Source organism: Micromonospora sp. NPDC047521 (assembly GCF_055587305.1).
This window is the reverse complement of the sequence record NZ_JBVJGN010000006.1, coordinates 45,203-69,817: the sequence shown is the minus strand read 5'-3', so window position 1 is coordinate 69,817 and position 24,615 is coordinate 45,203. Positions and strand designations below refer to the sequence as shown.

The following is a 24,615-nucleotide window of genomic DNA, read 5'->3' as shown; positions in this document are numbered from 1 at the left end:
GTGCCCTCTTCTGGTTGTCAGTCCTGTGTCTCGGTGCGTTCGATCTCGGCGAAGGCCGCGCTCAGATAACCGTCGAGCGGCCGGCCCGTCACCGCCAGCAGGTCGGCCACGAGAAGTGGGCCATGCTGGACGAGTGCGGTCGGCTCGGGTGGAGAGTCGTCCTCGCCCGGGTCGTACACGCCGAGCGCCCCGGCCAGCAGGACCAGCACGACATGCGGGTCGACGTCCGGTCGCCAGGGCGCCGCCGCGCGCACGCACCGTTGGAGCACCTGCCGTACGTCGTCGCCGTCCAGCCCGTCCGGATGGGTCGCCTCCAGCAGCAGCCGCACCACCGAACCCAGCACCAGGCCGGAACGCTCGGCCGTGGCGAGCCGGGCGGTGGCCACGTCGTACGCCTCGTTGTCCTGGGTCTTCGCGGCCTCGACCGCGTCGGAGGCGGCGCCGGCGATCTCGCGGGCGGATGCGGGCAGGTGTCGCCAGGTCACGCTCACCCGGCCAGCATGGCAGAGCGCACCGACAGCCGCCGCCTCGGTAAACGGTTCGCGCGGTGTCACACCTGACGAACACAATGCCGGTCATGTTGCGTCGCGCCCTACCCCGCCGCCCGGAAGCTCGCCGGCTCCTCGTCGGCACCCTGCTGTCGGCGATCGGGCGTGGCCTCACCCTGCCGTTCCTGTTCATCTACCTCACCGACGTACGCGGTCTCACCGACACACGGGCCGGCCTGGCGATCGGTTGGTACGGCGCGGTCACGCTGGTCCTGTCGCCGCTGGGCGGGACGCTGATCGACCGGTTCGGGGCGCGACGGGTGGTGCTGCCGTGCCTGCTGATCGAGGCGGTGGGCACCGGCTCGCTGGCCCTCGTCGACTCCAGCGCCTCCGCGTTCGCGGTGATGACGGTGATCGCCGTGGGCAGCTCGGCGATCTGGTCCGGGCAGAACACGATTCTCGCCTCGCTTACCGACGACGGCGAGCGGCAACGCGTCTTCGGGCTGAACTTCGCGCTGCTCAACCTCGGTATCGGGATCGGCGGCATGACGTCCGGCGCGATCGTCGACACCGACCGGCCGGTCACCTTCCAGGCGGTCTACCTGCTGGACGCGGTGAGCTACCTGATGCCGGCGCTGATCCTGCTCACGCTGCCGGGTGTCGGGCACCGGCTCGGCGCCGGCCGGGCCGCTGGCCAGCCGTCGCCGGGCGGCTACCTGACAGTGCTGCGGGACCGTCCGTTCCGCCGACTGGTGATCTTCGGCCTGATCCTCACCACCTGCGGGTACGCCCAGATCGAGGTGGGCTTCGCCGCGTACGCCGTGCGGGTCGTCGAGGTGAGCCCTCGGGTGGTGGCCTGGGCGCTCGCGGCGAACACCGTGACTATCGTGCTCGCCCAACTCCTGGTTCTGCGCCGGATCGAGGGCCGCAGCCGCACCGCCGCACTGGCCCTGGTCGGCACGGTGTTCGCCGCCGCCTGGCTGGTCCTCGGCGCCGGCGGCCTGATCAGCACCGAGAGCGCCGTGCTCGCCGCCCTGTGTGTGGTGGCCTGCTCGGCGATCTTTGGTTTCGGTGAGACGATGCTGTCGCCGATGATGCCGGCGCTCACCAACGCGCTGGCCACCGACGAACTGCGCGGACGGTACAACGCGATGAGTTCGATGATCTTCGGGATCAGCGGTGTGATCGGCCCGGTCACCGCCGGCCCCCTCCTCGCCGCCGCCGACGGGCGGGTCTGGGTGGCGACAGTGGTCGGTGGCTGCCTGGTGGCCTCGCTGGTCGCACTCTCCCTACGCCGGCTGCTCACCCCCGCCCAGGACGGCCGGATGACGCACGAGCCGACCTCCCCCGAGCCGACCCCCGCCACCGCCTGACCGCACCCCGCACCGCACACGCCGCAGGCCGCACCCCGCAGGCCGCACGGCACACGCCGCGCGCCGCAGGCCGCACCCCGCAGGCCGCAAGGCACACGCCGCAGCCCGCAGGCCGCAGGCCGCACGGCACACGCCGCACGCCGCACGCCGCACCCCGCACGCCCGCACGCCGCACGCCGCACGCCGCACGCCGCACCAAGATCCGCGCAACTTCGCAGATGTTGCTGCCTCCGACGCGCGGGTGGGAGCAATATCCCCGATGCTGCGAGGATCTTGCTCGCGGATCTCGCCAGAGCCGCAAGATCGCGCTCGATCCTGGATCGAGTGGCATCCTCGCCGCCGGAGGCCACTACTTCCATGTTCGAGCGCGATCATGCGGCCCGACGCGTCCGCGCGAGCGCGGCGGGGCGGGGCGGGGCGAGCGGGGCACGCAAGCGCGGCGGGGCCGGGCGAAGAGGGTGTCGGACAGGAGGCAGGGGACGGGTCGGGCCCCGGAGCGGGGTGCTCCGGGGCCCGAGTGTCGCGGGTCGTCCGTCAGGCGGCGGGGACCTCGGCGGTGGTGCGGATCCGGTCCAGCGCCGGTGCGGAGACCGGCGACTGGGCGGTCAGGTAGTCCACGAAGGCGTCCAGGTCGATCTGGCCGGTGACCTGGTTCGTGCCGCCGGTGAGGACGCTGAAGCCGTCGCCGCCGCCGGCCAGGAAGTTGTTCACCGTCACCCGGTAGGTGGCGGCGGTGTCGACGGCGGTGCCGCCGATGGTGAGGCTGCCCCGGACCACGCGGGTGCCGGCGCACGGGTCCGTCGCGGGAGCCGTGGTGCCGTTCAGGTCGACCACATAGCCCACGGTCGAGGACGGGTACAGCACCTTGCCGGTCACGAACTGCTGCTCCAGTACGCAGTAGAGCTGCGCGCCGGTCAGGTCCAACGTCACCAGGTTGTTGGCGAACGGTTGCACGGTGAACGCCTCCCCGTAGGTGACCGGGCCGGCGTCCAGGCCGGCGCGGACTCCACCCGGGTTCATGAGGGCGGCGACAGCGTTCTGCTCGTCGTCGGTGGCGGCGAGTTGCGCGTCGGCGATCAGGTTGCCCAGTGGCGACTCACCGCACGAGGCCGGCACCTGCACCGAGCAGGTGCCGAGCAGGTTCTCCTGCGTTGTCACCAGGGCTGTGCTGGTCACGCCCACCTGGCGGTCGGCGACCGGGCCGAGCACGGTCTTGTACCGGCCGATCAGCGCGGTCTGCTTCGGGTCCTTGGCGACGTCCCGGGAGACCACCACATTGTTGGCGGACGCGGAGAGCACGTCACCGCTCCGACGGTCGATCTTGAGGTCGATGTCGGTGACCAGGCGACCGAACGAGCTGGCGCTGGTGACCAGCTTGCCGTTGATGTCGCAGTTGTACGCCTGGTGGGTGTGGCCACTGACCACCACGTCGATGGACGGGTCCATCCGGTTGGCGATGTCCACGATGGGGCCGGTCATGCCGACGCAGTCGTTGATGCCACCGGTCGCCGCCTGGGCGCCGCCCTCGTGCAGCAGGACGACGATCGTCTCCACGCCCTTGCGGCGCAGCTCGCGGGCGTACCGGTTGGCGGTGTCCGCCTCGTCGGTGAAGGTGAGGCCGGCGACGCCCTGCTGGCTGACGATCTGCGGGGTGCCCTCAAGGGTCATCCCGATGAAGCCGACCTTGACGCCCTGCACCTTGTGGATCGCGTACGGAGCCATCAGCGGCTTGCCGGTGGCGGTCTTGAAGGCGTTGGCGGAGAGGTACTGGAAGCCGGCGCCGCGGTACGGCGTGCCGTCGGCGCAGCCGTCGACCGGGTGGCAGCCGCCGTTCTGGATGCGCAGCAGCTCGGCTGCACCCTCGTCGAACTCGTGGTTGCCGACGCTGGCGTAGTCGAGCCCGGCCATGCTCAGCGCTTCGATGGTCGGCTCGTCGTGGAACGCGGCGGAGAGCAGCGGGGACGCGCCGATCAGGTCACCGGCGGCGACGGTGATGGTGTTCTTCTTCTTGGCGGCGGCGCGCAGCTCGGCCAGGTGCGTCGCCAGGTATTCGACACCGCCCGCGGCCTGCCCGGCGATGCTGCCGCTGGAGCCGGTGGGCGGTTCGAGGTTGCCGTGGAAGTCGTTCAGCGCAAGCAGGGTGACGTCGACCGGCTTCGGCCGTGCGTCGGCCTGCTCGGGGGTGGTGGCGACCGCGCCGAGCGCGGCCACCGCGAGTGCGGTCAGGCCGGCAGCGGCCCGACGCATCCCGGAACTGGACATGGAACTCCTCGTGAGAATCGGCGTGCGCGGTGGCCGGCCGGTGGGTCGACCGGGCCGCCGACCGACGCCGTCGAAAAGGGTCGATCGCGGTTGGCGACGTTGGGACCGTCGCCGTCCCGGCCAGCCTCTCATCCGGACGCCGACCCGTCGAGCCGGGCACCATCAGAGCTGCGAATACGCACGATTGTCGAGTCGAGTGGGGTCCGGAAAGGACCGGACGGTCATCGTTCAGCCGGCGGCGAGCACCTCGACGACCAGGTCCGTGACAGCATGCGGTGACCAGCCGTCGGCGATCCCGGGCCGGGCCGCCAGGTAGTCGGCGATCCGCTCCGCCGGCCAGCGGTGCGACTCGTACAGCCCGCGGACGATCATGCCGAGGTAGATCGCCGCCGGTGGACGGCACCGCACGGCGGACGCCGGCCCGGGGGCCGTGAAGGTGAGCATCGGGACACCGCCGTGGCTGCCCGGGCAGACCAGCGTCTCGTACCGACCGGGGCCCAGCGTGGCCCGCCCGTCGGCGACGGCCGCGTCGATCGCCGCCTCGGCGGCCGGGACGAGGTCGCCGGTGCCACCCGCCGGGCGGTACATCTCCTGGGCCGCGATGTCGGTGAACTGCTCGACGGTGACCAGGTAGGCGCGGGCCGCGGCCACCCCCGGGAGCTGTGGGTCGTAGAAGGCCATCCCGCCGGTCCAGGCGCGGGACTCTCCGGCGAAGTAGATCCCGCCCGGCAGGGACACCGGCACCGACCGGCTGGGCGGACGGGGGTCCCGGCAGCCGGGGTACGTCCGCCGCCCGCCGGGCGGGCATCCGCCGCCGATGTACCAGGCCAGGCGGGCGGCGTGCATGTTGGAGCCGTACGCGACGTACCAGACCAGCCGTTCCTCGACCGCCTCCACGTGCGCCGCCGTCAGAAGCCGCAGGTCTGGCCGGCGGAGTGGCTGACCTGCACGGTGTGCGTCACGCACCCGCCCGACTCGACCAGGTGCAGCAGGAAGGAGGTGGGCTCGGCGACCCAGCCGATCTGTTCGTCGGCGGCCATGGTGAGGGTGCTCTGCCTCCAGGTGCTGGGGGCCACGGTGAGCACAGTGCCGGCGTACCCGGTGGTGACCGGGCGGTGCAGGTGCCCGGCGGCGACCCGCACGACGTGCCGGTGCCGGCCGACCACCTCGGCGAGCGCGGCGCCGTCGGCGAGCCGGATCGCGTCGGCCGCCGGGATGCCGGCCGCGACCGGCGGGTGGTGCAGGCAGACCACGGCGGGCACCTCGGGCCGCCCGGAGAGGACGCCGTCGAGCCAGCCGAGCTGCTCCTCGCCGAGCTGGCCGCCGTCGCTGCCGGGGATCAGCGAGTCGAGGACCACGATGGTCGCCGCCTCGTGGTCAACGTGGTAGTAGGCGGAGAAGCCGCCGCCCAGCCAGGGCGTGCCACCGAACGCGTCGAGCAGGGACTCCCGGTCGTCGTGGTTGCCGGCGACCAGGTACACCGGGAGGGGAAAGCGGCCGATCAGCTCGCGCAGCGCCGCGTACTCGTCGGGGCGCCCGTGGTCGACCAGGTCGCCGGTGATGACCACGCAGTCCGGTCGGGGTCGCAGCGCCAGCACGCGGCCGAGCGCGCCGTGCAGCCCGGCGGCCGGGGCGGCGGCGAGCAGGCCGGTCGTCAGATGCGGGTCACTGAGCTGGGCGATGAGCATGGGCTCGCCTCCTCCGCGCCGGGAGTTCCACGCTATCGCCGGAGCGCGCCGCGTGGCGTCCCGAGCCCACAGGCTCCGTCCACAGCCTGTGGATAGCACATGTGTACGAAGGTCGGTCCCTCCCCGCGGAAGTACCCTTGATCGTCGGCCCCTCCCCTACCTGGAACGACGTGCGAGTGGATCATCAGCAATTTGTCCGCGACGTCACCGTCCGTCTGCCGATGGCGTCGACCACGCCGGAAGCCTGTCGGTGGACCGTCACCGCGCTGTCCCGCCACACCTCGGCGACGATCTCCGTGCTGCTCGAGGTCCAGGACCGGCTGCGCTGCATCGCGGCGACCGGGGCGTGGCAGGTGTTCGCCACCGTGCCGGCCCGCACCGGCATCGTCGGCCGGGTGTACGCGACAGGCGTCACGGCGGTCGTCCCCGACGTCACCGTCGATCCGGACTACCTCCCGGTACGCCCCGACGTGACCGCCGAGCTGTGCGTACCGGTCACCGACCCGGACGGCCGGACCATCGGCGTGCTCGACCTGCAGTGGACCGATCCGGTCGACCTGACCCCGTGGCGGGAGGTCGCGCAGCGGCTGGCCGCCCGGCTCGGCGCGCGGATCACGGCCCTCGGCGGCCCGCCGGCGGAGAGCCGCAGTGAGAAGCTGCTCCGGCACGCCGCAGCGCTCTCCTCCGCGCCCACCGAGGGTGACGTGCTGGGCGTGGCCACCCGCGCCGCCCGGGAGGTCTCCACCCTCTCCACGGCGGTGCTGCTGATCGCCGACGCGGGCGAGGTCCGGATCGGGCCGGCGCCGCTGGATCCGAACGGGTTGGAGACCCGGATCCGGGTCGAGCTGACCGAGGCGGAACCCGCGGCGCTCGCCCGGATGATCGAGCGGGCGCACCGGTACGGCGCCGGCTACACCCTCGGTGAGGCGGGGCACCCGCCGACCGAGGACTACCAGCCGCTGACCCGGGCCGGGGTACGCACACTTGTCGCCGTCCCGGTCGGGCCAGCCGACGCCGGCGGGGTGCTGCTGGTCGCCGACGAACGGTCCCTGCGCCCGGACCCGACAACCGTCAGCCTCATGGAACTGCTGGCCGGGCAGGCCTGGACGACCCTGGACCGGCTGCGCACCCTCGCTCGCCTGCGGGAACAGGCCAGTTCGGACCCGTTGACCGGGCTGCGGCACACCGGCCCGTTCGGGCAGCGGATCGCGGCGGCCACCCCGGGGCGTACGGCTCTGCTGGCGATCGACGTGGACGGCTTCAAGACGGTGAACGACACGTACGGCCACCAGGCCGGCGACCAGGTGCTGGTCGGGTTGGCCCGGGCCCTGGAGGGTGCGCTGCGGCACGGCGACGAGCTGTACCGGATCGGCGGGGACGAGTTCGTCGCGGTGATCGAGGTGAGCCGCCCGGAGGAGGCGGTCCGGATCGCGGAGCGGCTGACCGAGGCGGCCCGGCGCGTCGGCCGCACCATCAGCGTGGGTGTCGCGCTGCCCCGTCCGGGCGAGTCACCCGATCGCACGCTCCGCAGGGCGGACCAGGCCCTCTACGCGGTGAAACGCCAGGGCAGGGACGGCGTGCAGCTGTCCGCCGCCTGACCCCGACCCTCGGGTCAGGAGGTCTTCAACTCCTTGGCCAGCAGCTCGGCGATCTGGGCGGTGTTGAGGGCCGCGCCCTTGCGCAGGTTGTCGCCGGTGACGAAGAAGTCGAGCGCGCGGGGGTCGTCCAGGGCGCGCCGGATCCGGCCGACCCAGGACGGGTCGGTGCCGACCGCGTCGATCGGCATCGGGAACTCGCCCGCGCCGGGGTCGTCGACGACGATCACCCCGGGGGCGTTGCGCAACGCCTCGCGGGCGCCCTCGGCGTCCACCTCGGTGGCGAAGACCGCGTGTACGGCCACCGAGTGGGCGGTCACCACCGGCACGCGTACGCAGGTGGCGGACACCTTGAGGTCGGGCAGGCCGAGGATCTTGCGAGACTCGTTGCGGATCTTCATCTCCTCGGACGACCAGCCGCTGTCGGCCGCCGAGCCGGCCCAGGGCACCACGTTGAGCGCGAGCGGCGCGGGGAACGGGCCCAGGTCGTCGCCGACTGCCTGCCGCACGTCGCCGGTACGCGAGCCGAGCAGGCGGTCGCCGGCGACCTTGGCGAGCTGGTCGTGCAGGATCTCGACGCCGGCCTGCCCGGAGCCGGAGACCGCCTGGTAGGAGGCGAGCACCAGCTCCCGTAGGCCGTACTCACGGTGCAGCGGAGCCACCGCGATGATCATCGCGAGGGTGGTGCAGTTGGCGTTCGCGATGATGCCCCGGGGCCGGTTGCGGACCTGCTCGGGGTTGATCTCCGGAACGACGAGCGGGACGTCCCGGTCCATCCGGAACGCGCCTGAGTTGTCCACCACGATCGCGCCCCGGCCGACCGCGACAGGCGCCCACTCGGCGGAAACCTCGTCCGGCACGTCGAACATCGCCACGTCGACGCCGTCGAACGCCTCCGGGGTCAGCGCCTGGACGACGAGTTCCTCGCCCCGGCAGCGGACCCGCCGCCCGACCGAGCGTTCGGAGGCGAGCAGACGGATCTCACCCCAGACGTTGCGGCGACCGGTGAGCAGCTCACACATCACGGTGCCGACGGCACCTGTCGCTCCGACCACGGCGAGGGTGGGCAGCGCCGTCATCGGCGCTACCTACCCGTCCCCGCGTAGACCACGGCTTCGGTGTCGCCGCCCAGCTCGAACGCGTCGTGGATGGCGCGTACGGCGGCGTCGAGGTCGGTGTCGCGGCAGACCACGGAGACCCGGATCTCGGAGGTGGAGATCATCTCGATGTTGACCCCTGCCGCGCCGAGGGCGGCGAAGAAGCCGGCGGCCACACCGGGGTGCGAGCGCATGCCGGCGCCGATGAGCGAGACCTTGCCGACGTGGTCGTCGTACAGCAGGCCCTTGAACTTGACCGGCTCCTGGATCTTGCTGAGTGCGGCCATCGCGGTCGGGCCGTCGGCCTTGGGCAGGGTGAACGAGATGTCCGTGCGGCCGGTGCCCTCGGTGGAGACGTTCTGCACGATCATGTCGATGTTGATCTCGGCGCCGGCGACGGTGTCGAAGATCCGCGCGGCGGCACCCGGCTCGTCGGGCACCCCGACGATCGTGATCTTGGCCTCGCTACGGTCGTGCGCGACCCCGGTGATCAGTGCCTGCTCCACGGAAGGGTCCTCCATCGATCCGGTGACCATCGTGCCGGTGTTGGTCGAGTATGACGAACGGACGTGGATCGGCAACCCCGCCCGCCGGGCGTACTCCACGCTACGCAGATGCAGCACCTTCGCGCCGCACGCGGCCAGCTCCAGCATCTCCTCGTAGGTGATCTGCTGGATGTGCCGGGCGTTGGGGACGATCCGCGGGTCGGCGGTGAAGATGCCGTCCACGTCGGTGTAGATCTCGCACACGTCGGCGTGCAGCGCGGCGGCGAGCGCCACCGCAGTGGTGTCCGAACCGCCGCGGCCCAGGGTGGTGACGTCCTTGGTGTCCTGCGAGACGCCCTGGAAGCCGGCCACGATGACCACCGAACCCTCGTCCAGCGCGCCCTTGAGCCGCCCCGGGGTGACGTCGATGATCCGTGCGCGGCCGTGCACCGACGTGGTGATCACGCCGGCCTGCGAGCCGGTGAACGAGCGGGCCTCGTACCCCAGGTTGTGGATGGCCATGGCCAGCAGGGCCATCGAGATCCGTTCCCCGGCGGTGAGCAGCATGTCCAGTTCGCGGCCCGGCGGCAGCGGGCTGACCTGGTTGGCCAGGTCGAGCAGTTCGTCGGTGGTGTCACCCATCGCGGAGACCACCACCACCACGTCGTCGCCGGCCTTGCGGGCGGCGACGATGCGCTCGGCCACCCGCTTGATCCGCTCGGCGTTGGCGACGGAGGACCCGCCGTACTTCTGCACCACGAGTGCCACGACGGTGCACTCCCTCCCAGCGACCCTGAGCGTGCCGACGCCGCCGGAACCGGGGCCGGCGGCGCGTGTCAGACCCCTTGAGGGTATCCGGCGGGTAACGACGGCGGGTCAGGTGATCCCACCATCCGGCCCGTCCGGGACGGCGCGGCCCCGCTGGCCAGGGCGGCGGTACGCCGGAGCGGCCCGACCCGACACGCCGGAGCGGGCGCGGCACGTGCCGGTCCCCACCAGCCGCCGTCACCCACCAGAATGAGCCGGTGCCCGTCCTTCTCCGCTCGGCCGGCCGCGTGCTCGGGCCGCTCGTGCTCGCCCTGCCGGCGTGCCTGGTCGCCTGCGCCGATGAGCAGCCCGCGCCCCCGCCGCCCACCGACAGCCCGCCCGCCCAGGTGGACGCCGCCCGGGACGAGTTGGCCGCGCTCGCGGCGGCAGCTCAGGACCGCCGGCTGGTGGCCCAGTACGTGCACAGCCGGGCCGGCCAGCCGGACCGCATGGTCGTGTTCACGAGCGCGAACGACGGCAGCTGGCGGGTCGACGTGCCGGGTGGCGCGCTGGGCGGCACGGTGGACGTCTCGTTGGCAGCCACCGCCGACGGGTTGTTCCAGTGCGCCCTGCCGTCGCCCGGTCGGCCGGAGTCGGCGAGCTGCGTACGTGTCGGCGACCGCGACGAGCCCCTCCCGCGCCGGCTGGACCCTCGGGTCCAGCATCCGTTCACCGACTGGTTGGACGTGCTCACCGACCGGCGGGCCCCGCTCGCCGTCGCCCCCGCCAGCGCACCGAAGGGCCTGACCGGGACCTGCTACTCGGTGGACTCCACGACCGCCTCGCTCAACGCCCCGCTGGACGTGGGCATCTACTGCTACGACCGGGACGGCACACCGACAGGCGTCCGCACCGGTAACGGGACGCTGCGGCTGGCCGCCCCGCCCGGGCCGCCGCCGGCCACCGTCCAGCTGGCCGGCCCGGTGACGGACGGCGAACCGCTCGGGACCGAGGCTCCGCCGACGCCTACCGCTGACCCGTCGGACAGCCCGAGCGCGGGAACGTCCTGATCTTCGTCCCGTTACGGGTGCTCTTGACCACATTTAGACTACCCAGACTGAGTGGCGAATCGCCCATACAGGACGATCTGTCGCATGGCTGACCTCACTCCGCTGCTCGCGTACCGCTGGAGTCCACGGGCGTTCGACCCGAGCGCCGCACTCACCCCGGACGAGGCGGCCTCGCTGCTGGAGGCGGCCCGCTGGGCGCCGTCGACGGAGAACGGGCAGCCCTGGCGGTTCGCCCTCGGTCACCGCGAGGACGAGATCTGGAAGCGGATCCTGATCAACCTCCCGGACGACGACCAGGGCTGGGCCCGCAACGCCGCTACCCTGGTGGTCGGCGCGCACACCGGGCGCGACGCCGAGCGGGCCGCGTACGACCTGGGTCAGGCGATCGCCCACCTGACCGTGCAGGCCACCGCGCTCGGCCTGCACGTGCACCAACTCACCCGTTTCGACCGGGCCGGCCTCACCACCGAACTGGACCTGCCCGACGGCGTCCGCCCGCTGGTGGTCGCCGCCGTCGGCCGCCTCGGGGACCCGTACGGCCTCCCGGCCGAGCTGCTCGCCCTGGAGACCGGCCTGCGGCACCGTCACCCGGTCGCCGACCTGCTGCTCCGCTGATCGGGCTCACCCGCCCCGGCTGGCCCGGAGCAGGACGTGCGCGGCGTCGGTGTTGCGGTAGAGGACGTGCCGACCCTGCCGGGACCTACCGACCAGGCCGGCTGCGTGCAGCGCGGCCAGGTGCTGGGAGACGTTCCCGGCGGACATCCCGGTGAGTCGGGCCAGGTCGGTGGTGGTCGACGACGTGTCGAGCAGGTGCAGCAGCGCGGCCCGGCCTGGGCCGACCACCCGTGCCAGCGGATCGCCGGACGGCGTCGCGGCCGCCTCCCAGAGCGTCCCGACCGCCCGGACCGGGTACGCCCCGGCCGGCACCGAGTCCTCCAGAAGGTTCCACAGCACCCGCCGGTCGGTGAACAGGGCCGGACTCAGCGCCAGCCCACGATCGCGCAGGTCGAAGTCCCGTTCGAACGGGTCGTCGCTGACCACCCGGTCACCGAGCCAGCGCAGGCTCGGGTGCAGCTGCTCGAAGAACCGACCGGCGCCGTTCTCGGCGAGCTGGGCGGCCCGGTACGCCACGTCGGCGTCGAGCAGCGCGCGTATCCGCGGCCAGTCCGGGGCGATCGCCTCGTCGTACCAGACCCGCACCGCGTCGACGAGCTGCGGCAGCAGCCCGCGAGGGTCGCCCAGAAGCGCCAGCCCGAACGGACTGAGCGGCCGGCGCGCGGTGGTGGCCAGCAGATCCTTGACCACCACTGCCGGTGGCGTCGCCGCGAGCTGGTCGAGCTGCTCGGCCATCTCCACGTTCGGTCGGGCCGCCGGGGTGAGGAAGTCGGGCAACGGGCAGCCCTGCCAGGTCAGCTCCGTCAGCGGTCGCACCGGGGCGGCGACCTCCGGACGGCGCAGCGTCACCCGGGCGCGGTCGATCCAGGGCAGGTGCACCGCGTAGCGGAGCGGGTTGGCCAGCGCCCACATGCTCAGGACGGTCTCGTTGACCGGCGACACGGCGAGCCGGACTCCGGCGACGTCGGCCAGGCTGAACCGCAACTCGGACACACGCACCCCCGCACGATTCGGTCCAGCCTAAAAGGTTCGACCGGAACCATGGGGACACGATTCACTCACCGCCCATGGGGGCCAGAGACACCATCCACACAGTTGTCCGACACGTCGTACCGCCGGCCGGGCTGACCCGCGCCCTGGCCGTACAGGCAATGGTCTACGCCGTCGGCAGCGGCCTGTTCCACGCCGGCAGCGCCGTCTTCTTCACCAGGGCGCTCGGGCTCAGCGCCACCCAGGTCGGGTTGGGGCTGTCCATCGCGGCGGGAGTGTCGCTGCTCGGCACGGTGCCGCTGGGTGGCCTCACCGACCGGTACGGGCCGCAGCGGGTCTGGGTGGTGGGGCTGGTGCTGAACGCCGCGCTCTTCGCCACCTACCCGTTCGTGGGCGGCTTCGCGGGATTCCTCGCCGTGGTGGTGGCGCTGGCGGCAGTGGACGCGTCGACAGGTGTGGCCCGTCAGGTCTACTCGATCAACGCTCTCCCGCCTGCCGAACGGGTCACGGCGATGGCCTACCAGCGTTCGTCGCTGAACGTCGGATTCGGGCTGGGCGCAGTGATCAGCGGCCTGGTTCTGGCCGTGGACACGATCGAGGCGTACCGGGGAATGGTCTGGTTCATCTCGACTGTCTTCCTGCTCACGGCGCTGTTCGTACGGCGGCTGCCCCGGCTGCCTCAGGTGACCCGGCCGGTGGAGCCGATGGGTCGGCTCGCCGTCCTGCGGGACCGGCCGTTCATGGCGGTGTCCCTGCTGTCCGGGCTGCTCACCGCGCACGGGGTGCTCTACCTGACGGTGCTGCCGCTCTGGATCCTCACCCACACCGACGCCCCGAAGACCGTGATCGCCGCGCTCGTGCTGCTCAACACGGTCCTGATCGTGCTGCTCCAGGTACGCGTCAGCAGGGGCGCCGACACCGCCGAGGGCGCGGCGCGGGCCTCCCGCCGTGGTGGCCTGCTGATCGCCCTGTCCTGCCTGGTCCTGCCGATCTCCGGGGTCACCCGGGGCCCGCTCACCGTGGTGGTGCTGGTGGCCGCCGCGACGGTGCTGATCCTGGCCGAGCTGATCGAGTCAGCGGGCACCTGGGGGCTCACCGCCACCCTGCCGCCGGACGACCAGCGCGGCGCGTACGTGGGGGCGCTGCGGCTCGGCGAGCAGGTGCAGTACCTGATCGCCCCGGCGGGACTGACCGCCCTCGGGGTGAGCACCGGCGGGTGGGGTTGGTTACCGACGGCAGCGATCTTCGTGCTGGTGGCGGCGGCGATCGTGCCGGCGGTGGCCTGGGCGCAACGGACGCCGAGGCTGGGCGCCGACGCCCCGGAGCGGGCCATGACGCCGGTCCCATAGTCCGGACCCGCCTTCCCACCCCCCGTCACATCACGTAGGGTGACGTGGTCATGTGGCAGGCGCTGCTCCTCCTTAGCCGCCGCGACGAGGCCTGACCGGCCGGCACCTCGTCGCGGAGTCGCATCGCGCCGTCCAGCACATCTGAGTTTCCTCTCGGCACCGCCGCGCACCGTCGCCCGGCACCTCGCCGACACCTTCCGATCTGCTGACGCCACATGTTCCAGGGAGCACTCCGAGATGGCTCAACCTGTCACCGACGCTGAGACCGATCCGATCGCCCGGCAACGCCCGAGCCGGATGCCGTACCACCGCTACCAGCCCTACCGGGAGCAGTTCCGGGTGGAGCTGCCGGACCGCACCTGGCCCACCCGTACCGTCGAGGCCGCGCCACGCTGGTGCGCGGTGGACCTCCGGGACGGCAACCAGGCACTGATCGACCCGATGTCGCCCGAGCGCAAGCGCCGGATGTTCCAGCTGCTCGTACAGATGGGCTACAAGGAGATCGAGGTTGGCTTCCCGTCGGCCAGCCAGACCGACTTCGACTTCGTCAGGCAGCTCATCGAACAGGACATGATCCCGGACGACGTCACCATCCAGGTGCTCACGCAGTGCCGGGAGCACCTGATCGACAGGACGTTCGAGTCGCTGCGCGGCGCCAAGCGGGCAATCGTGCACTTCTACAACTCGACGTCCACGCTCCAGCGCCGGGTGGTCTTCGGCCTGGACAAGGACGGCATCGCCGACATCGCCACCTCCGGCGCTCGGCTCTGCCAGAAGTACGCGGAGATCCACACCCCGGACACCGAGATCTTCTACGAGTACTCGCCGGAGTCCTACACGGGCACCGAGCTGGAGTACGCGCTGGAGGTCTGCTCCCGGGTCATCGACGTGATCGACCCGACGCCGGACCGTCCGCTGATCATCAACCTGCCGGCGACAGTCGAGATGGCCACCCCGAACGTGTACGCGGACTCGATCGAGTGGATGCACAGGCACCTGCCGCGGCGGGACAGCGTGGTGCTGAGCCTGCACCCGCACAACGACAGGGGCACCGGCGTGGCCGCCGCCGAGCTGGGTCTGCTGGCCGGCGCGGACCGCATCGAGGGCTGCCTGTTCGGCAACGGCGAGCGCACCGGCAACGTCGACCTGGTGACGCTGGGGCTCAACCTCTTCTCCCAGGGCATCGACCCGATGATCGACTTCTCGAACATCGACGAGATCCGCCGGGCCGTCGAGTACTGCAACCAACTGCCGGTGCACGAACGCCACCCGTACGCGGGCGACCTCGTCTACACCGCCTTCTCCGGCTCGCACCAGGACGCCATCAACAAGGGCTTCGACGCCCTCAACGCCGACGCGAAGGCCGCCGGCGTACCTGTCGACGAGTACACCTGGGCGGTGCCGTACCTGCCGATCGACCCGAAGGACCTGGGCCGCACCTACGAGGCCGTCATCCGGGTCAACTCGCAGTCCGGCAAGGGCGGCGTCGCGTACATCATGAAGAGCGAGCACCAGCTGGACCTGCCGCGCCGGCTCCAGATCGAGTTCTCCGGGGTGGTCCAGCAGGTCACCGACCACAACGGCGGCGAGGTCGACCCGGCCGCCATGTGGGAGATCTTCGCGACGCACTACCTGCTCGACCACCAGCCCGACCCGGCGGTCCGGCTGGCCGGCTACACGATCCGCACCACCGACGGCAAGGTCGACATCGAGGCCGAGGTCGGTGTGGGCGGCGACGAGCGGTCGCTCGCCGCGGTCGGCAACGGCCCGATCGACGCGTACGTGAACGCCCTCCAGTCGGTAGGGGTGGGCGTACGGGTGCTCGACTACCACGAGCACGCGCTCTCCTCGGGTGGGGACGCGCAGGCCGCCGCGTACGTGGAGTGCGAGGTGGACGGCCGGACGGTCTGGGGTGTCGGCACCGACGCCAACATCGTCACCGCCTCGATCAAGGCGGTCACCAGCGCCGTCAACCGCGCCCGCCAATAGGTGGCACCCGCCGTGCCCCCGAGGAGGAGCCCTACCTCGGGGGTGTGGCGGCGGGCATCGAGTGGCAGGGCTGGGACGGGGGCGCCTCGCGGGGTGGCCGGTGGACCAGCACGAGGGCCAGCACCGCGCCGGCCAGCAGCAGCCCGGCGCACCACGCCAGCGAGGCGCGGAACGCGCTCGTCAGCTCCGGCTTCTGCTCGTACCCGCTGCCGGAGAGGCCGACGAGCAGCGGCAGCGCGGCCACCGCGAGCAGGCCGCCGGCCCGGGACGCGGCGTTGTTGAAACCGCTTGCCACTCCGGAGAACCGGTCCTGCACGGCGGCCAGCACCGACGCGGTGAGAGGTGCCACCACCAGGGTCAGCCCGATGCCGAAGAGAAGCACCCCGGGCAGGACGTCCCGCCAGTACGACGCGCCCGGTGCCACGCCGCGCAGCAGCAGCAGCCCGGCCGCTGCGATCACCGGCCCGACGGCCAGCGGCAGCCGCGGGCCGATCCGCGCCGAGAGCGCGCCGGCCCGCGCCGAGCCGACCAACAGCAGCAGCGTCATCGGCAGCAACGCGATGCCGGTACGGAACGCCGACCACTCGACGACGTTCTGGAGGTAGACGGCGAAGAAGAAGGTGAACCCGCCGAGCGCCGCGTACACGACCACAGTGAAGATGTTCAGCGCCGAGAAGAGCCGGCTGCTGAACAGCCCGGTGGGCAGCATGGCCGTGTCGCCGCGCCGGCGTTCCAGGAGCACGAAGGCCACCGCCGCCAGCACCCCGACGAGCGCCGCCACCAGCACGGGTGCCGAGTCGAACCCGCGGGCCGGCGCGTCGATCAGCGCGTACGTGACGCCGGCGAGCGCGAGCGCCCCGAGCAGCGCTCCGGCCACGTCGAAGCGGCGGCGGGTGCGGCCCGGCCCGTGCGTACGGGAGGCGTTCTCGTCGCGGCTCTCCGGCACCCAGCGCAGCGCGGCCAGCAGGACGAGCGCGGCGATCGGCAGGTTGAGGAAGAAGATCCACCGCCAGGACAGCGCGTCGATCAGCCAGCCGCCGATGAACGGCCCCAACGCCGTGGACACCCCGGAGAGCCCGGCCCACGCGCCTATCGCCCGGCCCCTGTCGTCCGGGTGGAAGCTGGCCTGGAGCACCGACAGCGAGCCGGGGGTGAGCAGCGCGCCGCCCGCGCCCTGGAGGAACCGGGCCGCGATCAGCCAGCCGGTGCCCTGCGACAGCCCGCACAGCACCGAGGCGACTGTGAACCAGAGCACCCCGATCAGGAAGACCCGCCGTCGACCGAAGCGGTCCCCGAGGGATCCGCCGAGCAGGACGAACGCCGCAAGCGTCAGCAGGTACCCGTTGACGGTCCACTGGAGATCGGCCACGTTCGCCCCGAGATCCTGACCGAGTTTCGGCAGCGCCACGTTGACGACGGTGCTGTCCAGGAAGACCATGCCGGAGGCGAGCACCGCCGCGACCAGCGTCCCCCGCCCTGCGGCGGTGCCCATCCTCAGCGTGGGTGACGGTACGGGAGCGGTCATCCCACCAATCTGCCTTGCAGGATGTGGGAGACGCCACGAAACGCCGAAACCATCCCCGGGTACTGTGCGCAATCGCCGGGAGCCCGCAAGCTGGAGAGGTGTCGTCTGTGCGTACCAGATCAGGACAGCGTGCGTCGGTGGCCGCGCTCGTCGCGGCGCTGGCGCTCGGCGTGGCCGGTTGTGTCCCGCCCGAGGAGCCGGAGGCGACGCCGCCACCGGGGGACGGCGGCAACGCCGTCGAACAGTTGAGCCAGCTGACCGTCGCCAGCGCCGGCTCGATGAAGGGTTACAGCCGGGATCGTTTCCCGCACTGGCGGGACACCGGTAAGAACTGCGACGTGCGGGACAGCATCCTGCAACGCGACGGTAAGGACGTGAAGCTCTCCGGCTGCAACGTGGTCGGTGGTCGCTGGGAGAGCGTGTACGACGGCCGCAGCGCGACGGATCCCTCCGATGTGGACATCGACCACACGGTGCCGTTGGCGAACGCCTGGCGTTCCGGTGCCAACGAATGGGACAACGCCAAACGCGGTGACTTCGCAAACGACACGACGCGTCCGCAGCTCATCGCGGTTTCCGCGTCCTCCAATCGGGCAAAGGGTGACCAGGATCCGTCCCAGTGGAAGCCGGCGAACCGGTCGTACTGGTGCCAGTACGCCAAGGACTGGGTGACGGTCAAGCATCACTGGCGGTTGACGGTGACCAGTGCCGAGAAGGCCGCCCTGACCGACATGCTGGAAGGCTGCTGATGAGTGAGGGAGCTGCGACAGGCGGCGAGGCGAGCGGTGACACCGCCCCGGCCGCCGCGGGGATGACCGCCGACGGCACTGCCGACACGCCGGCCGCGGTGCCGGGGGCAGGCATGGTCGCGGACTCGACAGGTGCCGCCGGCCCGCAGAGCCGGACCGCCGACATCGTTCCCGGGCCGGGTGGGGTGATGACCGACGAGGTGGGGGTCGTCACCGGCGAGTTGACCCTGCGCACCGAGTACGCGGACGGCAAGGTCACCCTGCGGGTGCAGTACAAGGACGCGGACGAGTGGTACGCGGTGACCGGCGGGTCGGTACCGCTTGCCGACCCGGCGGGCCTTGACGCGGTGCACGGCGTGGCGGTGGGTCTGCTGCACCGACCCGAGGGCTGAGTCGCCCGCACACGAATCGGGGGCCGTCCGTCACCGGACGGCCCCCGACCATGTCACGGCGTGGGGATCAGCTCGCCCGGCGGGTCGACCGGGCCGGTGCCGTCCACCGGACGGACCAGCTCGACCTCGACCTCGTGCGGCCGGATCCGGCCGGCGGCGATGTCCTCGGCGAAGTGGCAGGCCACCCGGTGCCCGCCGACCACGTCGCGCAGTTCCGGCCGCTCGTCGGCGCAGCGGGTCGGCTGCGCCCACGGGCACCTGGTGTGGAACCGGCAGCCCGACGGCGGGTTGGTCGGCGACGGCAGGTCACCGGCGAGCAGGATCCGCTCCCGGCGGTCCTCCACCAGCGGGTCGGGCACCGGCACCGCGGACATGAGGGCCCGCGTGTACGGGTGCATCGGCTCGCGGTAGAGGTCGTCGCTGGACGCCTCCTCCACAAGCCCACCCAGGTACATGACACCCACCGTGTCGGCGATGTGCCGGACCACCGCCAGGTCGTGCGCGATGATCAGGTACGTCAGGCCGCGCTCGTTCTGGAGGTCCTCCAGCAGGTTGAGCACCTGCGCCTGGATCGACACGTCCAGCGCGGAGACCGGCTCGTCGGCGACGATCAGGTCCGGGTTGAGCACCAGCGCCCGGGCGATGCCGATGCGCTGGCGCTGGCCGCCGGAGAACTCGTGCGGGTACTTGCCGAGGGCCGACGCGGGCAGGCCCACCGCTTCCAGCGTCTCCCGCAGGCGGCGGTTCGTCTCGACCTTGTCGTCGGCCAACCCGTGCGCCTTGAGCCCCTCCACCAGCAGCGACTCCACCGACTGGCGGGGGTCGAGGCTGGAGAGCGGATCCTGGAAGATCATCTGCATACGGCGGCGGGCCTTGCGCATCGCCTCGCCCTTGAGCGCGCGGACGTCCGTGCCGTCGAAGATGATCTCGCCGTTGGTGGGTTCGACGAGCCGCAGCAGGCCTCGACCCAGCGTCGACTTGCCGCAGCCCGACTCGCCGACCAGGCCGTACGTCTCGCCCTTGCGGATGCTCAGCGACACGCCGTCCACGGCGTAGACGTATCCGACGGTCCGGTCGAAGAGCAGGCCGCTCTTGATCGGAAAGTGGACCTTGATGTCGCGCAGCTCGATCAGGGCATCGGTCGGTTCGGTCATCGGGCCGCCACCTCCTCGGAGACGGGGTTGTTGCAGCGGAGGTCGCCGCCGGTGGCGGTCGGTTCGAGCGGCGGCGGCCCTTCCAGGCAGGCGTCCACGACGTTGTCGCAGCGCGGTGCGAACGCGCACCCCTCGGCCCACGGGATGTTGTCCGAGACGGACCCGCGGATCGCGTGCAGCCGCTCACCGCGCGGCGAGTCGAGCCGGGGCACCGAGTTCAGCAGCCCGTGGGTGTACGGGTGCCGGGCGTGCGCGAACAGCTCGTGCCGTGGCGCCCGCTCGACCACCTTGCCGCCGTAGAGCACGTTGACCGTGTCGCAGAGCCCGGCCACCACACCCAGGTCGTGGGTGATCATGACGAGCGCGGTGCCTGTCTCGTCGACGAGCTGCTTGAGCAGGGTGAGGATCTGCGCCTGGATGGTCACGTCGAGGGCGGTGGTCGGCTCGTCGGCGATCAGCAGCCGGGGCTTGCAGGCCAGCGCGATGGCGATGAGCGCGCGCTGGCGCATGCCGCCGGAGATCTGGTGCGGATACTCGCTGAGCCGCCTGCTCGGGTCCGGGATGCCCACCGCGTCGAGCAGGTCCCGGGACTCCCGCAGCGCCTGCTTGCGGTCCCGGCCCTGGTGGCGCTCCAGCACCTCGGCCACCTGGACGCCGATCGGGATGACCGGGTTCAGCGAGGACAGCGGGTCCTGGAAGATCATGCTGATCTCCCGGCCGCGCCTGTCGCGCATGTCGTCGGGACGCAGCTTCAGCAGGTCGGTGCCCTCGAACAGCACCTCGCCGGTGACCTTGTTGCCCCGCTTGGGCAGCAGGCCCATGATGGCCAGGCTGGTCACGCTCTTGCCGCAGCCGGATTCGCCGACCAGGCCGACGGTCTGGCCGGGCTCCACGGTGAAGCTGACCTTGTCGACGGCGGTGAAGGACCGCTCGCCGCGCCGCTGGAACACGACGCTCAGGTCACGGACGTCGAGCAGGCTCATCGGGTCACTTCCTCACTGCTGTGGTCCTTCACTCGCGACCGCGGGGCTCGCGAGCTCACTGCCCCGAGGCGCGGGGCGGCCGTGCTTGTCCTGCACACCGTGCTCACCGCCGGTTCTTCGGGTCGATCGCCTCGCGCATCGCCTCACCCAGCAGGGTGAAGCCGAGCGCGACCACGATGATCGCGAGCGCCGGGAAGTACGCCAGCTCCGGGCGGACCTCGAAGTAACGCTGGCCGTCCACGCCGAGCATCAGGCCCCACTCGGCCCGGTTGATGTCCGGGTCGCCGAGGCCCAGGAAGGACAGCGCGGCGGCGTCCAGGATGGCCACCGCGAAGGTCAGCGTGGCCTGCACGATCACAGCGGTCAGCGAGTTGGGCAGCATGTGCCGCAGCACGATGTTGCGCTCCTTGACGCCGAGCGCGCGGGCCGCGAGCACGTGGTCGCTCTCCCGCTGCGCCAGCATCGAGCCGCGCAGCAGCCGGGCGAAGATCGGCACGCTCACGATTGCCACCGCGAAGATGACAGTCCACTGGCTCGACCGGCTCGCCATCGCGACCAGGGTGATCGCGAGCAGCAGGCTCGGCAGGGCCAGCATCACGTCGGTAAGACGCATGAGCACCACGTCGACCCAGCCGCCGAAGGCACCGGCGATCGCACCGATGAGCACGCCCAGGGCGAGGCCGATGAGTGTGGCGACCACGCCGACGAAGAGCGTCTGCCGCGCGCCGTGGATCATGCGGGACAGGAAGTCCCGACCGAGCGGGTCGGAGCCGAGCGGGAACTCGCTGCTGCTGCCCGGGATGCTGTCCACGGTCAGGTTCTTGGTCAGTTCGTCGAAACGCTGCACCGGGTCGTGCGGGGCGATCAGCGGAGCGAAGATCGCCACCAGGACGAACAGCCCGACGATCGTGGCTCCGACGATGGCGACCGGGTTGCGGCGCAGTCGGCGTACGGCGTCCCGGACGAGGCTGATCCCGCCCCGGTCGGATGCGCTCGCGCGGGCCAGCTCGTCGAGCCGCGCCTTCTTGCGGTCACCGAGCACACCGATGCTGCGCTCGCTCATGCCGGGGCGTGGCTTCTCGTCCCCACTGCGGGGGGCCGGCGTTCCCGGCTGGGTGATCGGATCACTCATCGCACACGCACCCTCGGGTCGATGAAGGCGTAGGAGAGGTCGACCAGCAGGTTGACCACCACGAAGACCAGCGCGGCGAGCAGGATGATCGCCTGGAGCACCGGGTAGTCCCGGCCGCCGCTGATCGAGTCGGTGATCAGTGTGCCGATGCCGCCCCAGTTGTAGACCTTCTCGGTGAGCACCGCGCCGGAGAGGAGCGCGCCGGTCTGCAGGCCGATGGTGGTGACCACCGGCAGCAGCGCGTTGCGCAGGATGTGGCGGCCGCGGATGGTGCGGTGCCGCAGGCCCTTCGCCTCGGCGGTGCGTACGTAGTCCTCGTTGAGAACGTCGAGCACGCTGGCCCGGGTGATCCGTACGATCACCGCCAGCGGGATGGTGGCGAGCGTGATCGCCGGCAGGATCAGGTGCCACAACGCGTCCGCGCTGGCGTCGAACTCGCGCGTGAGCAGGCCGTCGAGCACGAAGAACCCTGTGACGTTCGTGTTCTCCAGGCCTGTGGTGAGCCGCCCCGACGGCGGGAACCAGTGGATGTTCTGGGTGAACACGTCCTTGAGCAGGTAGCCCAGGAAGAAGATCGGGATCGAGATGCCGAGCAGGGTGCCGGCGATGGTCAGGTTGTCCGGCCAGCGTCCCCGCCAGCGCGCCGCGAGATATCCCAGCGGAATGCCGAGACCGACAGCGATGATCATCGCGGCGAGGGCCAGCTCGATGGTGGCCGGAAAGGCGCGGCTGATGACCTCGGTGACCGGGTCGCCGGTCCGGATCGAGTTGCCGAAGTCGCCTGTGACCACCCGCTGCATGAACTTGCCGTACTGCACCAGGATCGGCTGGTCGTAGCCGAGCGCCTTGGTCAGCAGCTCACGACGCTCGGGCGTGGCCCGTTCGCCGAGCAGCGCCTCGACCGTGCCACCGGGCAGGTTCCGCAGCCAGATGAAGATCAGCGCCGACAGCGCTATGAGGGTCACCACCAGCTGCAACAGGCGGCGGACTATGACTCGCAACATCTCTCACACACCAGACTCTCAAAGATCGCGGAATCGGCCCGGCCGGGGGGAAAGCCCCGGACCGGGCCGATTCACGCCTACGGCGTCAGCCGACGGACGTCACTTGCTGATGCTGACCGTGTTGAATCGCTCGTCGGTCAGCGGGCTGGCCACCAGGCCCTTGACATCCTTGGTGACGACGATCGCCGGCGGCGCGTGCCAGACCGGAACGGCCGGCAGCCACTTGGCGGCGATGTCCCGGTTGACCTGCTCCCAGGCCGCCTTCTTGCCGGCCTCGTCGACGGTGCCGTCGGCCTTGGCGATGGCGTCGAACATCTCGGTCATCGACTGGTCGCCGAACTCGGCCTTGCCGCGGCCGAAGAACGTGCCGACGAAGTTGCCCGGGTCGTTGTAGTCACCGGTCCAGCCGAGGATGTGCAGGTCGTGCTTGCCGAACTGCTGCACGTCGTCCTTGAAGCCACCGTTCCACGGACGCGGAGTGGCGTTGACCTTGATGCCCACGGCCTGCAGGTCGTTGGCGAGGACGGTGAAGATCTCCTGCGGGTTCGGCATGTACGGCCGGGAGACGTCCGGCGGGTAGTAGAAGTTCAGCGTCAGACCCTCGGCGCCGGCCTCCTTGAGCAGCTGCTTGGCCTTGTCCGGGTTGTACTCGTACTTCTGCACGTCCGGGGCGTAGCCGAGCACGGTGTCCGGCAGGAACTCGTCGGCGACCTTCGCGCCACCCGGGCCCTTGGTCTGCACGAGCTGCTGGCGGTTGAGCGCGTAGGCGATCGCCTGGCGCACCCGCAGGTCCTTGAGCTTCGGGTTCTTCTGGTTGATGCCGAGGTAGAGGATGTTGAACGCCGGGCGGTTGATGACCTGGAAGCCCTCGCCCTCGAGCGCCTTGCGGTCGGCCGGGGCCGGGAAGTCGATGCCCTGGACGGTGCCGGCACGGAGCTCCTGCTTACGGGTGCTCTCGTCCTTGATGACCTTGATGATCATCTTGTCTACCTTGGCCTTCTCGCCGTAGTAGTCCGGGTTCCGGTTCAGGGTGATCTCGTTCTTGGCCTTGTCCCAGCCACCGAAGGTGAACGGGCCGGTGCCGACCGGGTTGGTGGTGGCGAAGGCGCTGTACTCGAACGAGTCGCCGTTCTGCTTCACCGTGTCGGCGTCGTACTTCTTCAGCGCCTCCGGGCTGGCGATCGACAGCGAGGTCAGCGCGAAGGCACCCGGGAAGGCGCCCTTGTACTGGTTGAGGGTGACGACTGCGGTGCCGTCGTCCTTCGCCTCGCACTTGTTGTAGATCGGCTTGCCGGCGTCCTCGTTCTCGTTCTTGGCGAAGCCGCCGAAGACGTCCATGTAGTAGATCATCTGGGACTGGGCGGCAGCGCCCTTCATGTTGTACCAGCGGTCGAAGTTGAAGCAGACCGCCGCGGCGTTGAACGGCGTACCGTCGTGGAACTTCACGCCCTGACGGAGCTTGAACGTCCAGACCTTGCCCTCGGGGTCGTGCTCCCAGCTCTCGGCCAGGCCGCCCTGAAGCTCGGCGGTGCCCGGCTTGTGGCTCACCAGGGTGTCGAACATCTGCCGGACCGGCCGGAACGACTCACCGTCATCGTTGAAGATCGGATCAAAGTTCTTCGGGTCACCGGCACCCGCGAAGATGAAGGTGCCGCCAGTCTTGGCCTCGCCACTGTCGCCGTCGCGCTCGCTCTCCGCGCAGCCGGCCGCGCCGACCGCCAGAGCGGCAACGGCCGCGATGGCCACAGCCGATTTAAGCCTTCTCGCCTGCATCTCTCACCTCTGTCATGCGCATGACCACGCCGAGCTGTGGCTCGGTCCGTGTGCGGGAGGCTATGACATGTCACACCGGAAGCGGAACGGGCGTCATGCAATCGCTACCAAGCCGACACCTTGCGCGGACGTCTGACAGTCGACGGCACAGCCAA

At 71.2% G+C, this 24,615-nt stretch carries 21 protein-coding genes; 8 read left to right on the top strand and 13 right to left on the bottom strand.

Going from position 1 to position 24,615, the window contains the following annotated elements; all coding sequences use genetic code 11:
- Window positions 1–17 precede the first annotated feature (17 nt).
- Window positions 18–491: a hypothetical protein gene (locus ACZ6N8_RS15390; protein WP_466010468.1), complete on the bottom strand. Its 474-nt coding sequence runs from the start codon at window positions 489–491 to the stop codon at window positions 18–20.
- An 86-nt stretch (window positions 492–577) separates the two neighbouring features.
- Between ACZ6N8_RS15390 and ACZ6N8_RS15385 the strand changes: the two genes are divergently transcribed.
- Window positions 578–1,861, top strand: a complete 1,284-nt coding sequence (locus tag ACZ6N8_RS15385; protein WP_466010467.1) for an MFS transporter — start codon at window positions 578–580, stop codon at window positions 1,859–1,861.
- Between the two features lie 534 nt (window positions 1,862–2,395).
- Here ACZ6N8_RS15385 and ACZ6N8_RS15380 read toward each other — a convergent pair.
- From ACZ6N8_RS15380 to ACZ6N8_RS15370, 3 genes are all read right to left on the bottom strand, one after another.
- The gene (locus tag ACZ6N8_RS15380; protein WP_466010465.1) at window positions 2,396–4,123 is read right to left on the bottom strand and encodes a bifunctional metallophosphatase/5'-nucleotidase; all 1,728 of its coding nucleotides are present in this window, start codon (window positions 4,121–4,123) and stop codon (window positions 2,396–2,398) included.
- Window positions 4,124–4,351: 228 nt separating this feature from the next.
- Window positions 4,352–5,020, bottom strand: coding sequence for a histone deacetylase (locus ACZ6N8_RS15375; protein WP_466010463.1), 669 nt, complete (start codon window positions 5,018–5,020; stop codon window positions 4,352–4,354).
- An 11-nt stretch (window positions 5,021–5,031) separates the two neighbouring features.
- A complete protein-coding gene (locus tag ACZ6N8_RS15370) occupies window positions 5,032–5,811 on the bottom strand; it encodes a phosphodiesterase (protein WP_466010462.1) in 780 nt (259 codons plus the stop codon).
- A gap of 176 nt (window positions 5,812–5,987) precedes the next feature.
- On the opposite strand from ACZ6N8_RS15370, the gene ACZ6N8_RS15365 reads away from it, so the two are divergent.
- Window positions 5,988–7,409 carry a GGDEF domain-containing protein gene (locus ACZ6N8_RS15365; protein ID WP_466010460.1) on the top strand — a complete coding sequence of 474 codons (1,422 nt, stop codon included), beginning with the start codon at window positions 5,988–5,990 and terminating at the stop codon, window positions 7,407–7,409.
- Window positions 7,410–7,423: 14 nt separating this feature from the next.
- On the opposite strand, the gene ACZ6N8_RS15360 is transcribed toward ACZ6N8_RS15365, so the two are convergent.
- Both ACZ6N8_RS15360 and ACZ6N8_RS15355 read right to left on the bottom strand, forming a co-directional pair.
- Window positions 7,424–8,485, bottom strand: a complete 1,062-nt coding sequence (locus tag ACZ6N8_RS15360; protein WP_466010458.1) for an aspartate-semialdehyde dehydrogenase — start codon at window positions 8,483–8,485, stop codon at window positions 7,424–7,426.
- A 5-nt stretch (window positions 8,486–8,490) separates the two neighbouring features.
- On the bottom strand, window positions 8,491–9,756 hold the full coding sequence (locus ACZ6N8_RS15355) for an aspartate kinase (RefSeq protein WP_466010456.1): 1,266 nt from the start codon (window positions 9,754–9,756) through the stop codon (window positions 8,491–8,493).
- A gap of 257 nt (window positions 9,757–10,013) precedes the next feature.
- Here ACZ6N8_RS15355 and ACZ6N8_RS15350 point away from each other — a divergent pair, with 257 nt between their 5' ends.
- Together ACZ6N8_RS15350 and ACZ6N8_RS15345 are read left to right on the top strand one after the other, a co-directional pair.
- Window positions 10,014–10,805: a hypothetical protein gene (locus ACZ6N8_RS15350; protein WP_466010455.1), complete on the top strand. Its 792-nt coding sequence runs from the start codon at window positions 10,014–10,016 to the stop codon at window positions 10,803–10,805.
- A gap of 84 nt (window positions 10,806–10,889) precedes the next feature.
- Window positions 10,890–11,420 carry a nitroreductase family protein gene (locus ACZ6N8_RS15345; protein ID WP_387114535.1) on the top strand — a complete coding sequence of 177 codons (531 nt, stop codon included), beginning with the start codon at window positions 10,890–10,892 and terminating at the stop codon, window positions 11,418–11,420.
- A gap of 6 nt (window positions 11,421–11,426) precedes the next feature.
- Here the strand turns inward: ACZ6N8_RS15345 and ACZ6N8_RS15340 are convergent, their stop codons facing one another.
- Window positions 11,427–12,419 (bottom strand): ArsR/SmtB family transcription factor, encoded by a 993-nt coding sequence (locus ACZ6N8_RS15340; protein WP_466010454.1) that lies wholly within the window; start codon window positions 12,417–12,419, stop codon window positions 11,427–11,429.
- A gap of 68 nt (window positions 12,420–12,487) precedes the next feature.
- Between ACZ6N8_RS15340 and ACZ6N8_RS15335 the strand changes: the two genes are divergently transcribed.
- Entirely contained in the window at window positions 12,488–13,759 is a 1,272-nt protein-coding gene (locus tag ACZ6N8_RS15335; RefSeq protein WP_466010453.1) for an MFS transporter, read from the top strand.
- 237 nt (window positions 13,760–13,996) lie between these two features.
- Entirely contained in the window at window positions 13,997–15,748 is a 1,752-nt protein-coding gene (gene leuA, locus ACZ6N8_RS15330) for a 2-isopropylmalate synthase (protein ID WP_466010451.1), read from the top strand.
- A 31-nt stretch (window positions 15,749–15,779) separates the two neighbouring features.
- On the opposite strand, the gene ACZ6N8_RS15325 is transcribed toward leuA, so the two are convergent.
- Window positions 15,780–17,273: an MFS transporter gene (locus ACZ6N8_RS15325; protein ID WP_466010450.1), complete on the bottom strand. Its 1,494-nt coding sequence runs from the start codon at window positions 17,271–17,273 to the stop codon at window positions 15,780–15,782.
- A 107-nt stretch (window positions 17,274–17,380) separates the two neighbouring features.
- On the opposite strand from ACZ6N8_RS15325, the gene ACZ6N8_RS15320 reads away from it, so the two are divergent.
- On the top strand, window positions 17,381–18,022 hold the full coding sequence (locus tag ACZ6N8_RS15320; protein ID WP_466010448.1) for an HNH endonuclease family protein: 642 nt from the start codon (window positions 17,381–17,383) through the stop codon (window positions 18,020–18,022).
- Window positions 18,022–18,414, top strand: coding sequence for a hypothetical protein (locus ACZ6N8_RS15315; RefSeq protein ID WP_466010446.1), 393 nt, complete (start codon window positions 18,022–18,024; stop codon window positions 18,412–18,414). Before ACZ6N8_RS15320 ends, ACZ6N8_RS15315 begins: the two co-directional genes overlap by 1 nt.
- Window positions 18,415–18,467: 53 nt before the next feature.
- On the opposite strand, the gene ACZ6N8_RS15310 is transcribed toward ACZ6N8_RS15315, so the two are convergent.
- The 5 genes from ACZ6N8_RS15310 to ACZ6N8_RS15290 all read right to left on the bottom strand — a co-directional run bounded on the left by ACZ6N8_RS15310 (window position 18,468) and on the right by ACZ6N8_RS15290 (window position 24,460).
- Window positions 18,468–19,568 carry an ABC transporter ATP-binding protein gene (locus ACZ6N8_RS15310; RefSeq protein WP_357989289.1) on the bottom strand — a complete coding sequence of 367 codons (1,101 nt, stop codon included), beginning with the start codon at window positions 19,566–19,568 and terminating at the stop codon, window positions 18,468–18,470.
- Entirely contained in the window at window positions 19,565–20,551 is a 987-nt protein-coding gene (locus ACZ6N8_RS15305; protein ID WP_466010444.1) for an ABC transporter ATP-binding protein, read from the bottom strand. Before ACZ6N8_RS15305 ends, ACZ6N8_RS15310 begins: the two co-directional genes overlap by 4 nt.
- 103 nt (window positions 20,552–20,654) lie before the next feature.
- Complete coding sequence (locus ACZ6N8_RS15300) at window positions 20,655–21,614, bottom strand: ABC transporter permease (protein ID WP_466010893.1); 960 nt, start codon at window positions 21,612–21,614, stop codon at window positions 20,655–20,657.
- Window positions 21,615–21,679: 65 nt separating this feature from the next.
- Window positions 21,680–22,687 (bottom strand): ABC transporter permease, encoded by a 1,008-nt coding sequence (locus ACZ6N8_RS15295; RefSeq protein ID WP_466010442.1) that lies wholly within the window; start codon window positions 22,685–22,687, stop codon window positions 21,680–21,682.
- 99 nt (window positions 22,688–22,786) lie between these two features.
- Window positions 22,787–24,460: an ABC transporter substrate-binding protein gene (locus tag ACZ6N8_RS15290; protein WP_357989292.1), complete on the bottom strand. Its 1,674-nt coding sequence runs from the start codon at window positions 24,458–24,460 to the stop codon at window positions 22,787–22,789.
- Between the last annotated feature and the right edge of the window lie 155 nt (window positions 24,461–24,615).

Coding starts and splice junctions, on each gene's coding strand:
- ACZ6N8_RS15385 (WP_466010467.1), top strand. CDS start 578: ATGTTGCGTCGCGCCCTACCCCGCCGCCCGGAAGCTCGCCGGCTCCTC.
- ACZ6N8_RS15380 (WP_466010465.1), bottom strand. CDS start 4,123: ATGTCCAGTTCCGGGATGCGTCGGGCCGCTGCCGGCCTGACCGCACTC.
- ACZ6N8_RS15370 (WP_466010462.1), bottom strand. CDS start 5,811: ATGCTCATCGCCCAGCTCAGTGACCCGCATCTGACGACCGGCCTGCTC.
- ACZ6N8_RS15360 (WP_466010458.1), bottom strand. CDS start 8,485: ATGACGGCGCTGCCCACCCTCGCCGTGGTCGGAGCGACAGGTGCCGTC.
- ACZ6N8_RS15345 (WP_387114535.1), top strand. CDS start 10,890: ATGGCTGACCTCACTCCGCTGCTCGCGTACCGCTGGAGTCCACGGGCG.
- ACZ6N8_RS15335 (WP_466010453.1), top strand. CDS start 12,488: ATGGGGGCCAGAGACACCATCCACACAGTTGTCCGACACGTCGTACCG.
- leuA (WP_466010451.1), top strand. CDS start 13,997: ATGGCTCAACCTGTCACCGACGCTGAGACCGATCCGATCGCCCGGCAA.
- ACZ6N8_RS15325 (WP_466010450.1), bottom strand. CDS start 17,273: ATGACCGCTCCCGTACCGTCACCCACGCTGAGGATGGGCACCGCCGCA.
- ACZ6N8_RS15315 (WP_466010446.1), top strand. CDS start 18,022: ATGAGTGAGGGAGCTGCGACAGGCGGCGAGGCGAGCGGTGACACCGCC.
- ACZ6N8_RS15310 (WP_357989289.1), bottom strand. CDS start 19,568: ATGACCGAACCGACCGATGCCCTGATCGAGCTGCGCGACATCAAGGTC.
- ACZ6N8_RS15305 (WP_466010444.1), bottom strand. CDS start 20,551: ATGAGCCTGCTCGACGTCCGTGACCTGAGCGTCGTGTTCCAGCGGCGC.
- ACZ6N8_RS15300 (WP_466010893.1), bottom strand. CDS start 21,614: ATGAGCGAGCGCAGCATCGGTGTGCTCGGTGACCGCAAGAAGGCGCGG.
- ACZ6N8_RS15295 (WP_466010442.1), bottom strand. CDS start 22,687: ATGTTGCGAGTCATAGTCCGCCGCCTGTTGCAGCTGGTGGTGACCCTC.
- ACZ6N8_RS15290 (WP_357989292.1), bottom strand. CDS start 24,460: ATGCAGGCGAGAAGGCTTAAATCGGCTGTGGCCATCGCGGCCGTTGCC.